Source organism: Polaribacter gochangensis, assembly GCF_046224025.1.
GTDB classification, from domain to species: Bacteria; Bacteroidota; Bacteroidia; order Flavobacteriales; family Flavobacteriaceae; genus Polaribacter; species Polaribacter gochangensis.
Genome location: NZ_JBJXRF010000002.1, coordinates 372,329 through 391,178 on the forward strand (window position 1 = coordinate 372,329; position 18,850 = coordinate 391,178).

General features: G+C 30.4%; 8 protein-coding genes. 4 read left to right on the forward strand and 4 right to left on the reverse strand.

The features are described 5' to 3' along the window. Window positions 1–45 precede the first annotated feature (45 nt). The 4 genes from ACEWL1_RS07020 to ACEWL1_RS07035 all read left to right on the forward strand — a co-directional run bounded on the left by ACEWL1_RS07020 (window position 46) and on the right by ACEWL1_RS07035 (window position 6,849). Complete coding sequence (locus ACEWL1_RS07020) at window positions 46–1,176, forward strand: efflux RND transporter periplasmic adaptor subunit (RefSeq protein ID WP_409232584.1); 1,131 nt, start codon at window positions 46–48, stop codon at window positions 1,174–1,176. Between the two features lie 64 nt (window positions 1,177–1,240). Further along, window positions 1,241–1,942 carry an ABC transporter ATP-binding protein gene (locus ACEWL1_RS07025; RefSeq protein WP_409232585.1) on the forward strand — a complete coding sequence of 234 codons (702 nt, stop codon included), beginning with the start codon at window positions 1,241–1,243 and terminating at the stop codon, window positions 1,940–1,942. 69 nt (window positions 1,943–2,011) lie between these two features. Further along, complete coding sequence (locus tag ACEWL1_RS07030; protein WP_409232586.1) at window positions 2,012–4,432, forward strand: ABC transporter permease; 2,421 nt, start codon at window positions 2,012–2,014, stop codon at window positions 4,430–4,432. 2 nt (window positions 4,433–4,434) lie between these two features. Further along, the gene (locus tag ACEWL1_RS07035) at window positions 4,435–6,849 is read left to right on the forward strand and encodes an ABC transporter permease (protein ID WP_409232587.1); all 2,415 of its coding nucleotides are present in this window, start codon (window positions 4,435–4,437) and stop codon (window positions 6,847–6,849) included. Between the two features lie 77 nt (window positions 6,850–6,926). On the opposite strand, the gene purL is transcribed toward ACEWL1_RS07035, so the two are convergent. The 4 genes from purL to ACEWL1_RS07055 all read right to left on the reverse strand — a co-directional run bounded on the left by purL (window position 6,927) and on the right by ACEWL1_RS07055 (window position 18,816). Continuing rightward, window positions 6,927–10,628, reverse strand: coding sequence for a phosphoribosylformylglycinamidine synthase (purL, locus tag ACEWL1_RS07040; RefSeq protein ID WP_409232588.1), 3,702 nt, complete (start codon window positions 10,626–10,628; stop codon window positions 6,927–6,929). A gap of 140 nt (window positions 10,629–10,768) precedes the next feature. Next, window positions 10,769–12,985 carry an endonuclease gene (locus ACEWL1_RS07045; RefSeq protein ID WP_409232589.1) on the reverse strand — a complete coding sequence of 739 codons (2,217 nt, stop codon included), beginning with the start codon at window positions 12,983–12,985 and terminating at the stop codon, window positions 10,769–10,771. An 80-nt stretch (window positions 12,986–13,065) separates the two neighbouring features. Then, complete coding sequence (locus tag ACEWL1_RS07050) at window positions 13,066–14,277, reverse strand: RsmB/NOP family class I SAM-dependent RNA methyltransferase (protein WP_409232590.1); 1,212 nt, start codon at window positions 14,275–14,277, stop codon at window positions 13,066–13,068. Between the two features lie 69 nt (window positions 14,278–14,346). Continuing rightward, on the reverse strand, window positions 14,347–18,816 hold the full coding sequence (locus ACEWL1_RS07055) for a hypothetical protein (RefSeq protein ID WP_409232591.1): 4,470 nt from the start codon (window positions 18,814–18,816) through the stop codon (window positions 14,347–14,349). Window positions 18,817–18,850 lie beyond the last annotated feature (34 nt).

Below are 18,850 nucleotides of genomic sequence, written 5' to 3' on the forward strand. Positions count from 1 at the left end.
TTTTTGTTCGTTATAATTTTAGTGAACATGACTAGAAAAAAGCAAATGAATTTACAAAAAGCTACGATAAGTATTAGAGAAGTTGTAAAAGGAGACTTTGAAGATGTCATTTTATTTAATAGTACCGTTGAACCAACCACTTCGGTATTGGTAAATGTAATTCAAGGAGGTTCGGTCTCAGAAATTTTTGTAGAAAGCGGACAAACGATTAAAAAAGGTACTCCACTTCTAAAAGTATACAATCCAAATGCAGAATTAAATTATTTAACGCAAGAAACCGCAATGGTAGAGCAGATTAATAATTTAAGAAATCTACGTGTAAATATTAAGAATCAGCAATTAAACTTAGATCAACAACTACTAAGTATTAATAATGATTTTAGAAATGCAAAACGACAATATGAATTAGATTCTATTTTATACCAAAAAGAAGTAATTGCAAAGAATGATTATAAAAAAACATCACAAGAATACACGTTTCAAAAAGAAAGAAACGATGTGATTAAAAAGAGTGTTTTTAGCGAAAAAGAAAGTAGAAATATTCAATTAACTAATATCGATACTTCGTTAATAAATATGGAGAAAAGCCTTGAATTACTTAGAAAAAATAAAGAAAATTTTATTGTAAAAGCTCCTGTAAGTGGTTTGTTGTCATCGTTTAATCCAATTTTAGGAGAAAGTTATAATCAAGGACAGCCAATTGGAAAAATGGATGTTTTAGACGGATATAAATTAGTTGCAAAAGTAGATGAATATTATATCTCAAAATTAAGAGAAGGAATTAGTGGGAGCGTTGCTGTGAACGGAAAAAACTACGATGTAAAACTGTCTAAAATATATCCAGAAATTTTAAGCGGACAATTCAAGTTAGAAATGAATTTTAAAAAGGATTCGCATTTAAGCGATGTAAAAAGAGGCATGTCGTTAAAATCTAAAGTGTTCTTATCGGGCAAAATTAAAGCGCTGTTACTGCCAAAAGGATTGTTTTATCAAAGTACAAATGGTACATGGGTTTTTGTTTTGAATTCTGATAATAAAGCAGTAAAAAGAACTATTAAAATTGGTAGAGAAAATCCATTTTATTATGAAGTTTTAGAAGGGCTAGAAGAAGGAGATAGAGTAATAACTTCTAGTTATGATGATTATAAAAATGTAGAAGAAGTGAATATTGATTAAAGAATAGTATTCAGTTGGCAGTTACAGTTTATAGTAAAAAAATAAAAATTTAAAAAAACATAAAATGATTAAAATAACAGATTTAGTAAAAGTATATAGAACAGAAGAAGTAGAAACTACAGCATTAAACAAGTTAAGTTTAGAAGTAAAAAAAGGCGAATTTGTTTCCATTATGGGCGCATCAGGTTGTGGAAAATCAACCTTGTTAAATATTATTGGCTTATTAGATGCTCCAAATAACGGAAGTTATGTTTTTGATGAAATAGAAGTTGCAAGTTTTAATGAACAACAACGGTCAGAATTGCGTAAAGAAAACATCGGATTTGTGTTTCAGAATTTTAATTTAATTGATGAACTATCGGTGTATGAAAATGTAGAATTACCATTAATTTACAATAAGGTAAAAGCATCAGAAAGAAAACAACGCGTTACAGAAATTTTAGAAAGAATTGGTATTGCACATAGAGCAAAACACTTTCCGCTGCAGCTATCAGGAGGTCAACAACAAAGAGTTGCTGTAGCGAGAGCATTGGTAACTAATCCAAAATTAATTTTAGCCGATGAACCAACTGGGAATTTAGATAGTAAAAGTGGAAATGATGTCATGGAATTATTAACAGAACTGCACGCAACAGGTGCAACTATTGTTATGGTTACACACTCTTCTTACGATGCACAATTTTCATCGAGAATAATTACCTTAAAAGATGGTGAAGTAGTATCCGAGAAAACAAATGAACATAAAGTAGATGTTTTAGTTAAGTAATTTTTTATAGAAAAGAGAAAAGTTTCATCTAGCTAAAAGCACATTGCTTAAGGCGTAAAGCATATAATTATGTTTCAAATTTGGTTTAAAGTATTTTTTAGAAATAGTAAAAAAAATTGGTTAAACGCACTTATAAATATTAGTGGTTTAACGCTTGGGTTAGCTGGTTTATTAGTCGTTTTACTATACTTAAATGAAGAAAAAAGTTACAATGAATGGAACCCTAATAAGGATGAAGTTTACAGGGTAAATTTAAAACGTCCAAAAACTGGTGATATTTGGTTTACTGTAAATCCAGGTATGTATTTAACGTACCCAAAAGAAATTCCAGAAGTAATTGAAGCTTTAATGGTAAATCCATTTTATAGAAGTAGAGTTATTCAATATAAAGACGTGTTTGAATTTACCGATAAAGTAACTTTTACAGAACCTCAGTTTTTTGATTTTTTTCCTTTTGAAATTATTGAAGGTTCTTCCCAGAAATTTTCTGAAACAAGAACAAACATTGCAATTTCTGAAGCCTATGCAGAACGCATTTTTAAAGGGGATAAAGCTGTTGGTAATTCGGTAATTATTAGTGGCGAGAATTATATCGTTGCTTGTGTGTATAAAATCCCAAAAAACTCACATCAAGAACCAGATTTGTTACTCCAATTTAATGAAGAATTTGAAGTTCATTGGGGGAATCATAGCAACGAGTTGTTTTGTAAATTTTCTAAAGATGCAGATTTAATGGGAGTTATAGGGAAAATGAATCAAGTTATCATTGATAAAGCCTATAAGCCTACCGCAGAAGAAAATGGATTTACAATCGAAGAGTTTGAAAAACGTTATGGAATTCCAACTGTACTTTTAGATAAATTAGATACAATTTATTTACATAGCACAGCAAAAAGAGCGGGCCCGAGCGGAACAGGAAATTATCAGCTATTAATGGTATTATTAGGTTTGTCTATTTTGTTAATTGTAATCTCTTGCGTAAATTTCATCAACTTATCCATTGCTTCTGCAAGCCAAAGATCAAAAGAAGTTGGTGTAAAGAAAACATTGGGTTTATCTAAAAAACAATTACTATTTCAATATGTATTTGAAATTGTTTTTCAGGGCTTGGTCTCGTTTATGTTTGCATTAATAATTGTAGAATTAACATTGCCATTCTTTAATGAATTTGTGCAAAAAGAGATTTCAATATTGCATACAAATTCCTTAGTAACACTATTTGTAACTGCAATTTTAATTTCATTTTTTGTAGGAAGTATTCCTGCAATCTATTTATCAAATTTTAAAGCGATAGAAGTTTTAAAAGGAAGTGTCGCAAAAAGTAAAAAAGGAAATTTAGCTAGAAACTTTATGTTAGGTATCCAATTTTTAATATCAGGATTTTTTATAATTAGCATGCTAATTGTTGGAAATCAGATTAATTATATGATGCAAAAAGATCTTGGTTTCGACAAAGAGCAAGTACTCATCGTAGATGTTTATAGTATTGAAAACAGGTACGTTAAATTTAAGTTAGCAAAAGAAGTATTGTCAAAAAACAACAACATTATAGCTGTTACATCTAGCATGTTTGTTCCTGGTGAAGGTTATGTAAGTGGTACGTCTTTAAGACATAAAATTAATGATGTTAGCATGAACACTGCAGCTAATTTGATTGATTATAATTATATAGATTTTGCTAAAATTAAAGTTTTAAAAGGTAGAGACTTTTCAAAAGAAATAGCTTCAGACACGATTAATAAAATTATAATAAATGAAACTGCAGCTAAAGAATTAGGAATTTACAACAGCCCTATTGGAGAAAAATTAGGGCTAGGTTGGTTAGAAGACGATGCGCCAACTTTTGAGGTAATTGGTATGGTACAAGATTATCATTTTGATGGATTTGACACTAAAATATTACCAATGTTTTTTGTGTTATGGGATAGCTTTGATTTTGCTGATAGATGGCTTCCTGCTATTCAGTTTAAAATAAAACCGAATAATATCGACAAAACAATTGCAGAAATTGAAACTTTTTGGAAACAAAATGTTGATGTTAAATACCCGTTTAAGTATCAGTTTTTAGATCAAAAGTTTGCTAAGACCTATGTAAAATATCAGAAGCAACAAACCATGTTTTTACTATTATCATTACTCGTGATTTTAATTTCACTTTTAGGGTTATTTGCGTTAGCTACGTTAACAATTCAACAGCGATTAAAAGAAGTTGCTATCAGAAAAACGCTAGGTGCATCAGTAAAAGAAATTATGTTTCAGTTGTTGAAAAACTTTCTTAAAGTTGTTTTAATTTCTTCTATAATATTAATTCCGATTGCTTATTATTTTATGCAAAATTGGTTGGATAATTTTGTGTATAAAATAGATATGCCATTGCTTCCGTTTATAATTACACCCATTATTTTAATTGTTTTAGTATTTGCAGTTGTAGGTTTTAAAGCCTACAAAGCAACAAAAATAAATTTGATTAAGTATTTAAAGTTCGAGTAGATATGTTACAAACATGGTTTAAAATATTTTATAGAAACAGCAAAAAGAATTGGCTGAACATAGTTGTTAATATCTTTGGATTAACAGTTGGTTTTGCAGGTTTGTTACTGGTTCTACTGTATTTAAATGATGAAGAAAGTTATAATGCAACAAACCCAAATGTAAATGAAGTATATAGAGTAATTCATAAATTATCTGATGGAGCAGTTTGGGATAGCAGTACAAATGTAGAAGGACCAAAATATCTAGAGGACATTCCGGAAATAATAAATTATTATTTAAGTGATGGTTGGTATGGAGATTTTGTAGTAAAAATTGATGGCAAGGATGTTTTTACTCGTGATATGTTGAGAGGCAATGCTAGTTTTTTTGATTTTTTTCCTTTTAAAATTACAGAAGGAAGTGTAAAATCATTTAAAGAAGTAACTTCAAATGCTGCAATATCAGAAGAACAAGCTAAAGTTTATTTTGGTAATAAATCTGCAATTGGTAAAACAATAATATTTAGGAATAGAACTTATGTTATAACAACAGTTTATAAAATAGAAGGCAAGCATTTTTATATGCCTAAAGTTGTTACGCAATTTGAAAAAGAACAAGAAGGTCATTGGGGAAGTTTTTCTAGCACTTTATTTGTAAGAACCAACAAAGATGTGCTTTTAGAGGATGTAAATAAAAAAATAAATGATGTTTGGTTTAAAAATGCTACAGAACCGCAAGCAAAAGTTGAAGGACTTTCTACAGATGAATTTTTTGAAAAATATGGAGTTACTGTCATTCTTGAACCGTTAAAAGACATCCGATTAAAAACAATTTCAGATCAAGCGGGTCCAGAAGGAAAGGGAAGTTATGATTTAATAATTATTATGTTGTCTTTATCAATATTATTGATTTTAATTTCGTGTGTAAACTTTATAAACTTATCAATTGCTTCTGCAACACAAAGAGCAAAAGAAGTGGGTGTAAAGAAAACTTTAGGTTTGTCAAAATTAATTTTAATAAAACAATATGCTTTAGAAATTGTATTACAAGGATGTATTGCTTTTTTTTTATCATTAGTTGTAGTAGAGCTTATTTTACCTTCTTTTAATGATTTTATGAATAAAGAAATTTCCATTTTAAATTTTGAATTACTGCTTAAAGTAGCTGCTATTGCAATAGTTATATCTATAGCAATTGGTTTTATTCCAGCTATTTACTTATCAAAATTTAAATCTGTAGAAGTATTAAAAGGGAATGTTTCTAGAAGTAAACAAGGTGTTTTCGCAAGAAACCTAATGCTTGGAATTCAGTTTTTAATTTCTGGGTTTTTCTTAACAGGTTCGTTAATCATTTACAATCAAGTAGATTATATGATGAGCAAAGATTTAGGTTTTAAAGGCGACCAAATAATTGTTGTATCAATGAATGAATATAAAGATAGATATAAGAAATTTTTATTGGCAAAAAAAGAGTTGTCCAAACATCCAAATATAGAGGTAGTAACAAGTAATTCATATGTTATAGGTGGTGGAAGCTCTAACTCTACTAATGTTAGTTACAATGATATCTCTGTACAAACCAACGGAAACGCAATTGATTTTGATTATCTACAAACGCTAAATATAAAAGTATTAAAGGGTAGATTTTTACAAGAAAACATAAGTTCAGATACTATCAAAAATATTTTAATTAATGAAACTTTAGCAAAAGCATATAATATTTATGATGACCCAATTGGTAAAAAATTAAAAGTTGGTTATGGTGATTCTAAAGCTAAAGATGGTAAATATGAAATTGTTGGAATGATAAAAGATTATCATATTAATGGACTCGATTCTAAAATTCCGCCAACAATATTTTTTAATTGGGATACTGTAAATCGGATGAAGCAAAACTTTTGGCTGGTTCAGTTTAAAATTAAACCAAATAATGTAGAAGAAACTTTAAAATATATAGAAAACTATTGGAAAGATAATATAGAACAAGGATATCCATTTAGTGCACAGTTTTTAGATAAGCGTTTTGCAAGAACATATAAGAAATACCAGAATCAACAAACACTATTTTTAATCTTAACTTCTGTTGTTATTATTATTTCATTACTTGGCTTATTTGCTTTGGCTACTTTAACCATTCAACAGCGTTTAAAAGAAGTGGCAATTCGTAAAACATTAGGAGCTTCAGTAAAAGAAATTATGTATCAATTAATTAAAAATTTTTTAAAAATCACATTAATTGCATCTGTAATTTTAATTCCGATTGCGTATTACTTTATGCAAAATTGGTTAGATAATTTTGTCTATAGAATTGATATGCCAATAATTCCGTTTATTATAACGCCAATTATACTAGCAATTTTAGTTTTTGTAGTTGTCGGATTAAAAGCATACAACGCAACAAAAATAGATTTAATAAAGTATTTAAAGTTTGAGTAATAATTAGAATCTATAGTATACAAAGACAGCTTTTGAAATATTTCAAAAGCTGTCTCATTTTATAAATAATATAAGTGCTATTTATTCTCAATCCAGTTTTTAGCATTTACAAATGCTTCTAACCAAGGACTTACTTCATCTTTTCTTCCTTTTGGATAATTTGCCCAGTTCCATTGAAATGTAGATCGCTCAATATGTGGCATCATAACTAAATGACGTCCAGTTTTATCACTCATCATTGCAGTATTAAAATCTGAACCATTTGGATTTGATGGATACGAATCATATCCATATTTAGCAACGATGTTATAATTTTCTTCAGGTTCTGGAAGCTTAAATTTTCCTTCTCCGTGAGAAATCCAAACTCCTAAAATACTTCCAGCTAAACTAGATAACATAACTGAGTTATTTTTTTGAATTTTTACAGAAGTAAATGCGCTTTCGTGTTTTTGAGAATCGTTGTGTACCATTTTTCCGTGAACATTGTGTTCTGGATGTATCAATTCTAATTCCATAAACAACTGACAACCGTTACAAATTCCGACAGACAATGTATCTTCTCTTTTAAAGAAGTTGTTGATAACTGTATTTGCTTTTTCGTTGTATTTAATTGCTCCAGCCCAACCTTTAGCAGAACCTAATACATCTGAGTTTGAAAATCCACCAACAGCTCCTAAAAACTGAATGTCTTCTAGGGTTTCTCTACCAGAAATAATATCTGTCATATGCACATCCTTAACATCAAAGCCAGCTAAATACATAGCGTTTGCCATTTCACGTTCAGAATTAGATCCTTTTTCTCTTAGAATTGCTGCTTTTGGTCTCGACTGCGATTGACCTGACAACTTACTGTCACTTTGAGCAGAGTCGAGAAGTCCTGTAAAATGTTTTGGGAATTTATATTGTAAAGGTTGGTTTGCAAAGTTTTCAATTCTTGCTTTTGCCAATCCGTTTGCTGTTTGTTTTTGATCTAATAAGAAAGAAGTTTTATACCAAGCATTTCTCATATTAGCAACATCAAAAGAGAAGTTGTCTTCATTATTTTTAATGGTTACTTTTCCAGAGCTATTTGTCGTTCCAATATTGAAAAACTCAATATTATTTTCTGATAAAATTTCTTCAACTGATTGATCAGCTTGAAAAACGATTCCAGAATTTTCTGCAAACAATACTTTGATTGAATCTTCTTCATTTAATGCTGATAAATCAAAATCAGCTCCTAACTTGTTATCAGCAAAACACAATTCTAATAAAGTTGTAATTAAACCACCAGACGCAACATCGTGTCCGGCAACAATTTTATCTTCTTTAATTAAATTTTGAATCGTATTAAAAGCATCTTTTACAAAAGCGGCATTTTTAACATCTGGAGCTTCATTTCCTATGGTATTTAAAACTTGATTGAAAGAACTTCCTCCTAATTTAAAAGTATCTTGAGAAATATTAATATAGTAGATATTTCCACCATCTATTTGTAAAACAGGTTCAACAACTTTAGTAATTTCATTACAATTAGCTGCCGCAGAAATAATTACTGTTCCTGGAGAAATGACTTCTCCATCTGTATATTTTTGCTTCATAGAAAGCGAATCTTTTCCTGTTGGAACATTGATTCCTAAATCGATAGCAAACTCAGAAATTGCTTTTACAGCTTTATACAAACGCGCATCTTCACCTTCATTTTTACAAGGCCACATCCAGTTTGCTGACAATGAAACACTTTTTAAATTATCTTTTAAAGGCGCCCAGATAATATTGGTTAACGATTCTGTAATTGAATTTCTACTTCCTGCTTCTGGATGAATTAACCCAGAAATAGGCGAGTGCCCAATGGAGGTTGCAATTCCTTCTTTTCCTTTATAATCTAACGCCATAACTCCGACATTATTCAGCGGTATCTGTAAAGGTCCGACACATTGTTGTTTGGCAACTTTTCCACCAACACAACGGTCAACTTTGTTGGTTAACCAATCTTTACAAGCAACAGCTTCTAACTGTAAAACTTGTTCTAAGTAGATTTGTAAGTTTTTTGTTTTATAACGCGAATTTTTATAATTTCTTTCAACAGTTGTATCTGTTAAAATTGTTTTTGGCGAAGAACCAAACATGTCTTCCAGCGCTAGATCCATTGGTTTATCACCTTTGGTTTTAGACTCAAAAGTAAACCGATAATCTCCTGTAACATCACCAACAGTGTACATTGGCGAACGTTCTCTTTCTGCAATTCTTTGTAACGTGTCTATATGTTTTTCTGCAATGACCAATCCCATTCTTTCTTGAGATTCGTTACCAATAATTTCTTTTGCTGATAAGGTTGGGTCTCCAACAGGTAATTTGTCTAAATCTATTTTTCCTCCAGTATCTTCAACCAATTCTGACAAACAATTTAAATGTCCACCAGCGCCATGATCGTGAATTGAAACAATAAAATTTTCTTCACTTTCTACCATGCCACGAACAGCGTTTGCAGCACGTTTTTGCATTTCTGGATTAGAACGTTGTACGGCATTTAATTCAATTCCTGACGCAAATTCTCCAGTATCTGCAGATGAAACTGCTGCGCCACCCATTCCGATTCTATAATTTTCTCCACCAAGAATTACAATTTTATCTCCTTCTTTTGGCGTGTCCTTTAATGCTTGATCTGCTTTTCCATAACCAATCCCACCAGCTTGCATAATAACTTTATCATAACCTAGTTTTCTTGGTTTGGCGTTACTTGAAGCAGCATTTTCTTCATGCTCAAATGTGAATACAGAACCACAGATTAATGGTTGTCCAAATTTGTTTCCAAAATCTGATGCTCCATTTGACGCTTTTATTAAAATATCCATCGGAGTTTGATACAACCAATCTCTAGCATCAAACTTTTGCTCCCAAGGCCTGTTTTCTTCTAAACGAGAATATGAGGTCATATAAACCGCAGTTCCTGCTAAAGGCAGAGATCCTTTTCCGCCAGCCAATCTATCTCTAATTTCTCCTCCAGAACCTGTTGCTGCTCCGTTAAAAGGTTCAACGGTAGTAGGAAAATTATGTGTTTCTGCTTTTAAAGAAATAACAGAATTATAATCTGATGTTGTATAATAATCTGGTTTGTCTGCTGTTTTTGGCGCAAACTGTTCCACTTTAGGACCTTTTATAAAAGCAACATTGTCTTTGTATGCTGAAACGATATCATTAGGAAATTGCTTAGAGGTTTCTTTTATCAATTTGAATAATGATGTTGGCATTTCTTCGCCATCAATAACAAAAGTTCCGTTAAATATTTTATGACGACAGTGTTCTGAGTTTACTTGACTAAATCCGAAGACTTCAGAATCTGTTAATTTTCGTCCAATTTTTGTTGCAACACTTTCTAAATATGCTACTTCTTCATCACTTAAAGACAAACCTTCTTGTTGGTTGTAAGCTGCAATATCTTCAATATCTAAAATGGGTTCTGGTAAAATATTGATGGTAAAAATATCTTGATTTAAACCCTTAAATTTCTCAGAAATCATTGCGTCAAAATCAGTAAAATCTTCAGAAACTGCTGTAAATTCTTCAACTCTAATGATTCCTTTAATACCCATATTTTGGGTGATCTCAACGGCATTTGTACTCCAAGGAGTAATCATTGCAGCACGAGGACCAATAAAAAAAGCGTCGAGAGACGCCGTGTTTATTTTAGGTTGATTGCCAAAAAGCCAATTTAATTTTTTGATGTTTTCAGCCGATAATTCTTTTGCTGTTTGAACGGCAAATACTTTGCTGTCTTGGTTTCCAAAGAAATGAATCATTTATTGTGTGTTTGTGTTGTTGTTTTAAAATGCAAATTTAATATAAATCCTTGAATTTCTTATTTAAAAGTGTTATTGATTTAAAGAGTTATACACGATGTTTTAAACAAAAAAAAGCGGCTTTTAGCCGCTTTTTTAATTTAGTTTTTTATGAGTTTTTGTATGCTCGTGCCTTTGTTTGACATTAGTTTGATAATATACAAACCATTGTATAAACCATTTAGGTTAATACTAGATGTTGGATTAGAAATAGATATTACTTCTTTTCCGTTTATGGTATAAATTTTCACTTTATCAATTTTTATTGAAGAAGAATTTACAATGTTTAATACATTACCATTTAAAGGGTTTGGATATAATTTAAACAATGCATTGTCAATTTTATCTACACTTAATGTTGCAGTATGACTTCCAATTCCATCAAAAGTATTTTTAGCTAGAACTTCCCATTCATTTATATCAAAAGTACCATTTGGAGTTGAGATAGTAGCTTTTCTACGTAAAGTCATGTCTTTAATATGATCACTACCATTATTTTCTTCTCCAACAATATCAATCAACACACCATTTTTAAATAAGCCCACAGGATCGTTTCCATTAAAATTAGCAGGTGATCCATATTTATAAGGTGCATCTTGATTATTTGGAACGATTAAATCTGCATTGTTTGTTAAATTAGTATCAGCGCTTCCAGCATGTATGATAACAAAAACATCATTAGGTAAAATACTTGTATTTGCTGAATTTACTAAGAATTCGGATTTTGTCAATGGCAATTCATCTACCCAAGAACCTCCATTAGATTGTTTTTTAATTGAATACGCAGTTAAATCAATTGAAGAACTTGTTAAATTTACAATTTCTATCGCCTTGTTATTTCCACCATCTGGTTCTACATATTCTGAAATAAATAATTCGGTAACCCCATTAGAAGAACCATCAGTTGTAGTAATATTTACAGCAGCACTTTGTGCAGATTTATTATCAGCAGCGTCTTTAGCTAAAACAGTAACAGCGTATGTTGTAGAGGCGGTTAAACCTGAAAAAGTATAGGTTAATTCTGTAGTAGTAGAAGCTGTAAACGTACCATTAACAAAAATATCATAACCAGTTACAGCCGTATTGTCTGTAGCAGCACCCCAAGTAATTTTAAATGTTGTTCCAGAAATATTGCTCGCTACAATATTTGAAGGAACAGTTGGAGCTTCTGTGTCTTGTAAGGTTGCAGCATTTACAACTGTACTTTTTGCAGATTTGTTATTGATAATATCTTTTGCTTCTATCGTAAAAGCATAGGTTGTGTTTGTTGTTAAACCAGAAATGGTAATTGTTGTATTTGCAGTTTGTGCAGTTAAAACATCATCTACATACACATTATACCCCGTAACACCAACATTATCTGTTGAAGCATCCCAGGTTAAATCGATTGAAGTTGTTGTTTGGTTACTGGCAACAACGTTCGTTGGAGTAGTAGGTGCTTCTGTATCAGAACCTGTGTAAATTCCCCATGTATCTTGTGCAGAATCTCCACCCCAAATACGAGTCGCTAAATACGGATTGTCTATAAATGGATTTCTATTTCCTTGAGCTGTTGTGTTGGTAGTAGTGTCTTCATGATACGTATTGCGTTTTTTCTCTAAATCAGAAACAGGATCTTCTACATTCCATTGTAGAAATAAGTCAATCATATCATCTGGTGTAAACTGTTTATCACCAATACCAACACCTGTTGGTAAACATTGATCGCCATAACGTAAATACATATACATTACAACTCTAGCAACATCGCCTTTCCATTCATCACCAGGATACCATGCGTTTGTATTTGGTCCAGATAAACCAGGATATGTTACACTAGAAAAACCCGATGCAGTCCCAGAACCAGCGCCAAATTTACGATTGCTTCTAGTAGAGTTTCTATCTTTGTCAGCAGGTCTTAAGTTGTGTGCATCTGTACCAGGACCTGGATCGTCTGTAGTTAAACTTGGATTTGCCAAAGATTTAGAATATACATGCTCTCTATTCCATAAAAGACTGTTTGAAGAACTACCATCCTGATATGCGTTATTTCTATACAAATCGTTTGTACCATCACTATCAGTACCATTTTCCCATCCGTAAAATAAAATCACTTCATTGGCATTAGTTGGGTTGGCATCTGTAATTTTACTAACTGTCCAGATATCTGGAGTGTAATCTAATTTTCTAATATGTGTGTTTGTAATTTTAGTTGCTAATGCATTTTTTAATTGAATTCCTGTAAGTGTTAGGTCTACATCATTGTAATAAGACTCTTGAGAAAAAGAGAGTAATGACACAAACAACAGAAAATAAAAAGAAAGTAATTTTTTTACCATGTTCTTAGTTTTTTTAATGATTAAAGTGATTTCTTTTTCGACAATTTAAATTTCGTATTTCAGCAATAAAAGTACGAAACTTATTTTTTTTCTAACAATGCCATATAGAATCCATCATAGCCAGATTCTGAAGCTAATATTTTTTTATCGCTAACAAATATAAACTCTTTTCCTGATTCTGAAGTTAAAAATTGTTTTACTTGTTCTTGATTTTCAGAAGGAAGCACAGAGCAGGTTGCATACACCATTTTTCCGCCTGGTTTTACCATTTTAGAATAACTTTGCAAAATATCTTGTTGTATTGCTTTGATGTTGTCTATAAATTCTGGTTGTAATTTCCATTTAGAATCTGGATTTCTACGTAAAACGCCCAAACCAGAACATGGAGCATCAATTAAAACTCTGTCAGCTTTGTTGTGTAATTTCTTAATTACTTTGGTAGAATTTATTTCTTTTAAATCGATGTTGTGTGCTTTGTTTCTTTTTGCTCTAACTTTTAATTTTCGCAATTTACTTTCGTAAATATCCATGGCAACAATTTGTCCTTTATTTTGCATTAATGCAGATAAATGTAATGTTTTTCCGCCAGCACCAGCACAAGTATCTACTACTTTCATTCCGGGTTTCACATCTAAATAAGCAGCAACTAATTGAGAAGAAGCATCTTGAACTTCGAAATATCCTTTTTTAAAGGCATCAGTTTTAAAAACATTTGCTCTTTCTACCAACTTTAATGCATCTGGATGATTTGGAAGTGTTTCTGTAAAAATACTTTCTTGTTCTAATTCCTTTTGGAGTTTTTCTTTGGTAATATTGAGCGTATTTACTCTTAAAACTACATCAGCTTGTTTGTTAAGAGCAGCCATTTCTTTGGTCCACAGTTTTTCACCTAATTCTTTTACACAGATTTCATCCATCCAATCTGGAATAGATTCTCTGTATTTTCTTATTTTAGAAAGTTCATCAAATTTTCCTTTGATTCTTCTTGTTGGTGTTTCTTCAATTTGATTCCAATCGGGTAGTGGTATTCCTTTTAAAACACACCAAACGGTAAATAATCTCCATAAATTTGGTCTGTCAAAAGGCTCTTTTACTTCTGCAATTTCTGCATATAAACGCTTCCATCTTACAATTTCGTAAATAGTTTCTGCAACAAATTTACGATCTCTGCTTCCCCAACGTTTGTCTCTTTTTAATGCTTTTTCTACTGCTTTACCAGCATATTCTCCTTCATTAAAAACATCGCGTAAGCTATCGATTACGGCATATGTTAAATTTCTGTGTAGTCTCATTTATAGAATATTAATCACTAAAAAAGTTGTAGTTTCTTAGGACTTGCAAATGTAAGAATAAAGATGAGATTAATTTTTCTTTTTAGTAAAATCTGTAAAAATTACTTTTCTACGTTTTTCTATGATGTAAAAAGAGACATAAACGCCGTCTTGTGTACTTTTTAATTTTAGAGGAATGTTGTTTCTTGTAATTTGCAAACGGCTGTTTAAAATGCTTTCATCCATGGTAATTACATAATCTCCAAAAGGCAAATAAAACTCAAATCTACCCTTGCTGTTTGTTAAAGCTCCATAAACTTTCTCTCCAATTGTTGCACTTATTTTTATTCTTGATAAATCTAAAGGAGCTTCATCTGCTACAGCAATTTTTTGTCTGTCTAAAACAACATCACCATATACTTTTACTCCTCTAACAAAAGGAACATAAACAATGTTATCATTCTCAATTATAACAGTATTATTGATGTTTGGAAACCATCCATTTAAATTTTCTAAAGAAAAGGCATCAAATTCATACTCATCTTTTAATAAATTTTGCATGACTGCTTCACCATTGATATCTGTTAAAACTTCTTTTTTATCAATTTTAACTACAACGTTTTGTAGCAACGTTTCATCATTGTCTCTAATACCGTTTCCGTTAACATCTAAAAAGGCAACAAATTTAGCATCTGCAGCTGTTCTGTCTACAAACGGAATTGGAATTCCGAAGTCTTTTTTAAGGCTAAAGTTTAAATTAAAATTACTACTTGAAACCTGATTTGCACCAGTAAATTGATCTCCTGCTTGATTGTCTATTGGATCGTAAACCGAACTAAAATCTCTCGTAGTAAATGTGTAATTTGTACTCATTCCAAAGCGCCAACCAGAATTATTAAAGAAATAGATTGTTGGATATATGCCTAATGTGTGATTGTTAAACACGTTGTTGTAACTGTAAATTGCATTTGATTCTATTACTAATTTTCTGTTTGAAAATAAATATTGATTTTGTGCAGAGATTCGTATTGATTGCGGTGTTATAAAGTCGTTTAATGCTTGTTGTGATGTTAACGATGAAAAAGCACCTAAGTTATATTTTGCATTAAAATTCCATGTTCTATATCTTGTTAAAGAAGACAATTCAAAATTAAAATAATCTTTATTATCAATATTATTTAATTCTGGTTTTGTGTAACCTGCTTTTAAATAGATCGAGTTGATAAACTGTTTTTCAAAATTATAATTAGAAAAGCGAAATGTTAATCCTCTATTATGAATTATACTATTTGGAAAGTTTCTATATTCATAATACAACCCTGCCTGATAGTTCCCAGTTTCATTACTTGTATTAAAAACTAAATTGTTGTAGAATGATTTTTGAGAGTAATTTTCATCACCAGTTATTGGATTAAAATTAGAAGATTGTTGGTAATTGTTAGATAAAAAAGCACTCCATGTATTATTAATAGCATATGTAGTTCGTTGATTTAAATACATTCTATTAAAGTTACCGTAACTAAAATTTTTGTCGTTAAATCGTGTATTAAAGTTGTATTTAACTCTTTTGTTAAAAAAACTTGAACTATAACTTATACCAAATAAGATCCCATTCGGATTAAAAAACACAGGTTCATTATCCATTTTTTTATTAGTAAATGAACTTAATAAAGAAAAGTTATGATTTTTATTAATTCTTATTGATGGCTGAATGGATAATACATTGATACTTCTGTTAGAAATGCTGTTTATATTTCTACCGAGTTGTGTTTTTATTCTTATATCTTCGTTGTAATTAAAATTGTACCATCCACCAAAACTTATAGAACTGTTTGATGCTGCAAAACCGTTTGAGTTTACATAAAATGCGCCTAGTTCATGAGTATCATTAAAACGATAAGAACCTTTTACTCCGTAACCAGAACTAGAAACTCCAGTGATATTTCCACTTACTTGTCCAACTTCTATTGTTTTTTTATCATCAAAATAACCAACATACCAAGGTGCATTATTTAAAATGTTTTGTGTATAGTAAGAATTGCTATAACTAAGATCTGTTGAGTAAATTAAATTAGCGGTCGGACTCAATTGTTTAAAACCCCTTAAGTTTAGTGATAAAAAAGAACGCTCGCTTAAAATATTTTGTGCGCTCATAATTACAGTTATTGGTAGGTATGGGTATCCATAAGGATTTGCTTTTATTTCGTTGGGCAACTTAATAAAATCAACTTTTGTTCTTTTTTGTAAAGAATATTTATTAGATCTAGGTTCTCTACTATTAATAATTAAGCTATGTGTTTTTTTATCTTCTGTTTTATTAGGGGTATACGTATTGTAAGAAATTCTTCTAAAATTTCTTACATTCATATCTTTAAATGTAATGAGATAATCAAAATATTTTTTCTCTCTTGCTTCTAGGCTGAATGTAATATTTGGTTGGTTTATAGGTTTACCCAAAGTATCTGAAAGAAATAAATCTTTTTTAGGAATAGAGTAGTTAACAAATAAATCTTGTTTGTAATTTCCAGAATTGTGAATTTGAAACTTAAAGCGCTTCTCTTTTTCTCCGTTTTTTAAATAAATGCTTTGAGAATCTGTAAGCTCAATATCCCAACCGACTTTCTTTTTGGTTTTTAAAGAAAAATAATTATTTGCTAATTGTCGTTGGTCTGTATCAATAATAAAAGAATTGATAATAATTTCTGTATTACCGTTTACCAATTTAGTTGGACTAATAATTATAGGAACAATTGTAGTATCGTTTTGCTTTGCAATATACTTTTTATTCGCGTTGTCAATTCTTGTCCACCCGCCAGGAATTAATAAGTCGGTTGTAAATGTAATAGGTTGATTGCCAATATTAATAATCTTTAATACGTTCGATACAATTTGTCCATCTTTTAAATCAATTTCTGTTCTTACAAATTTTGACAATATATTTCCAGTTCTAGTGTAGGCAACTGTATCTAAAAATTTAGGAGTATCAACTAAATCAGAATGAATAAGGTGACTGTCATCAATAGAATCGTTGAATATTCGATTTTTATTTGTGTTATTTAATGCAATTTTTGTAGAATCATTTCCATTAAATATATTATCAATTTTGCTTTTTGCAACACTGTTGATAATTGAGTCTTGTTTTCTCTTAATTTCTTCTTCGGCAAAAATTTTAGCTTCTGCAACTTTAATTGAATCCTGAATTCTTTGTTTGGCTAAAATTGAATTTATGATATTATTTATAGAATCTTGTTTTCTTTTTGTTAGTTCGGTAACACTTAATCTTGTAAGAGACGACTTAATAGAATCTTGTTTTCTTTTTGCTGCTTTTTGTAATGCTATGGCATTATTTAATGCTTCAGTTTTTATTTTTGCCTCAATATTTGCTTTAGCAATTCTAATAGAGTCTTGAATAAATTTAACCTTTCTATTGATGTCTGCTAAAACGATAGAATCGCTTCTTCTTTTGGCATCAAAATTAGCTTTTGCAATTCTAATAGAATCTTGTATATATTGTGCTTTTCTAATTGATTCTACTTGATTTATAGAATCTAGTTTTAATTGGGCAGCAAGATTAGATTGAGCAATTTTAATAGAATCTTGTCTTAATTTAGCTCTTCTAATTGCATCAAATCTATCTAAAGAATCTCTTCTTTTTTTTGCGAGAATATTTGCTTTTGCAATTCTGATAGAATCTTGCTTAAACTGTGCAATTCTATAAGCTTCAACTTGTTTTACCGAATCTCTTTTTCGTTGAATAGTTAGTTTTGTTTTGGCAATTCTGATAGAGTCTTGTCTTAATTGGGCAATTCTTATCGCTTTTAATGTATTTAATGAATCTTGTCTTTTTTGTGCTTCTATATTAGCATTAGCAATTCTAATAGAATCGTTTCTCAGTTTGGCTTTTCTGAGATTGTTTGCCACAATAATAGAATCTTGTTTTCTTTTTAAAATACTATTGTTTAAGGCAATTTTTATTGAATCGTTTTTTTGTTGAAGTGCTTTAACTTTATTGGCAATTATAATTGAGTCTTCTGTGCTTTTAGCAACACGCTTAGCTTTTGCAATTTTTATTGAATCGAGTTTTAATTTCTTTTTAATTTTATTTTCAACTAATCTAATGGAATCTTTTTTTCTTTGGACAATTCTTGCAGCCGCCTTGTAAGCTTTTACCTGTTTTAAAGAATCATTTCTTCTTATAATAGCATTTAATCTGGCTTGCCTTTTCTCTGCGTTGCTTAATTTTTTTGGTTTTATTATGGTGTCTCTGTTTTTTTGTGCCCTATCATTTTTTTTTGCAGCATTTATAGCATCTTTTTTAACAATGTCATCTATTACTTCTTTTGAACTTTTCTTGTAAAATTTTAAAATAGAATCGAGTTCTTCAATTCTTTTTGATAAATCACTTGAGTTTTTTGCAGTAAGCACAGCTCTTCTTTTTAACAGATTTATAGAATCTGTTTTTGTAATGAGGTCTTTACTTTGGTATTTTGTTTTTGGAATAAAAAGAACAGTATCTTTTAATTGGGAATGCCCAATACTAGCCGAGAAGATTAGAACCAATAGAAGTAGGGTTCTATAAGATAAATTTAGAGAA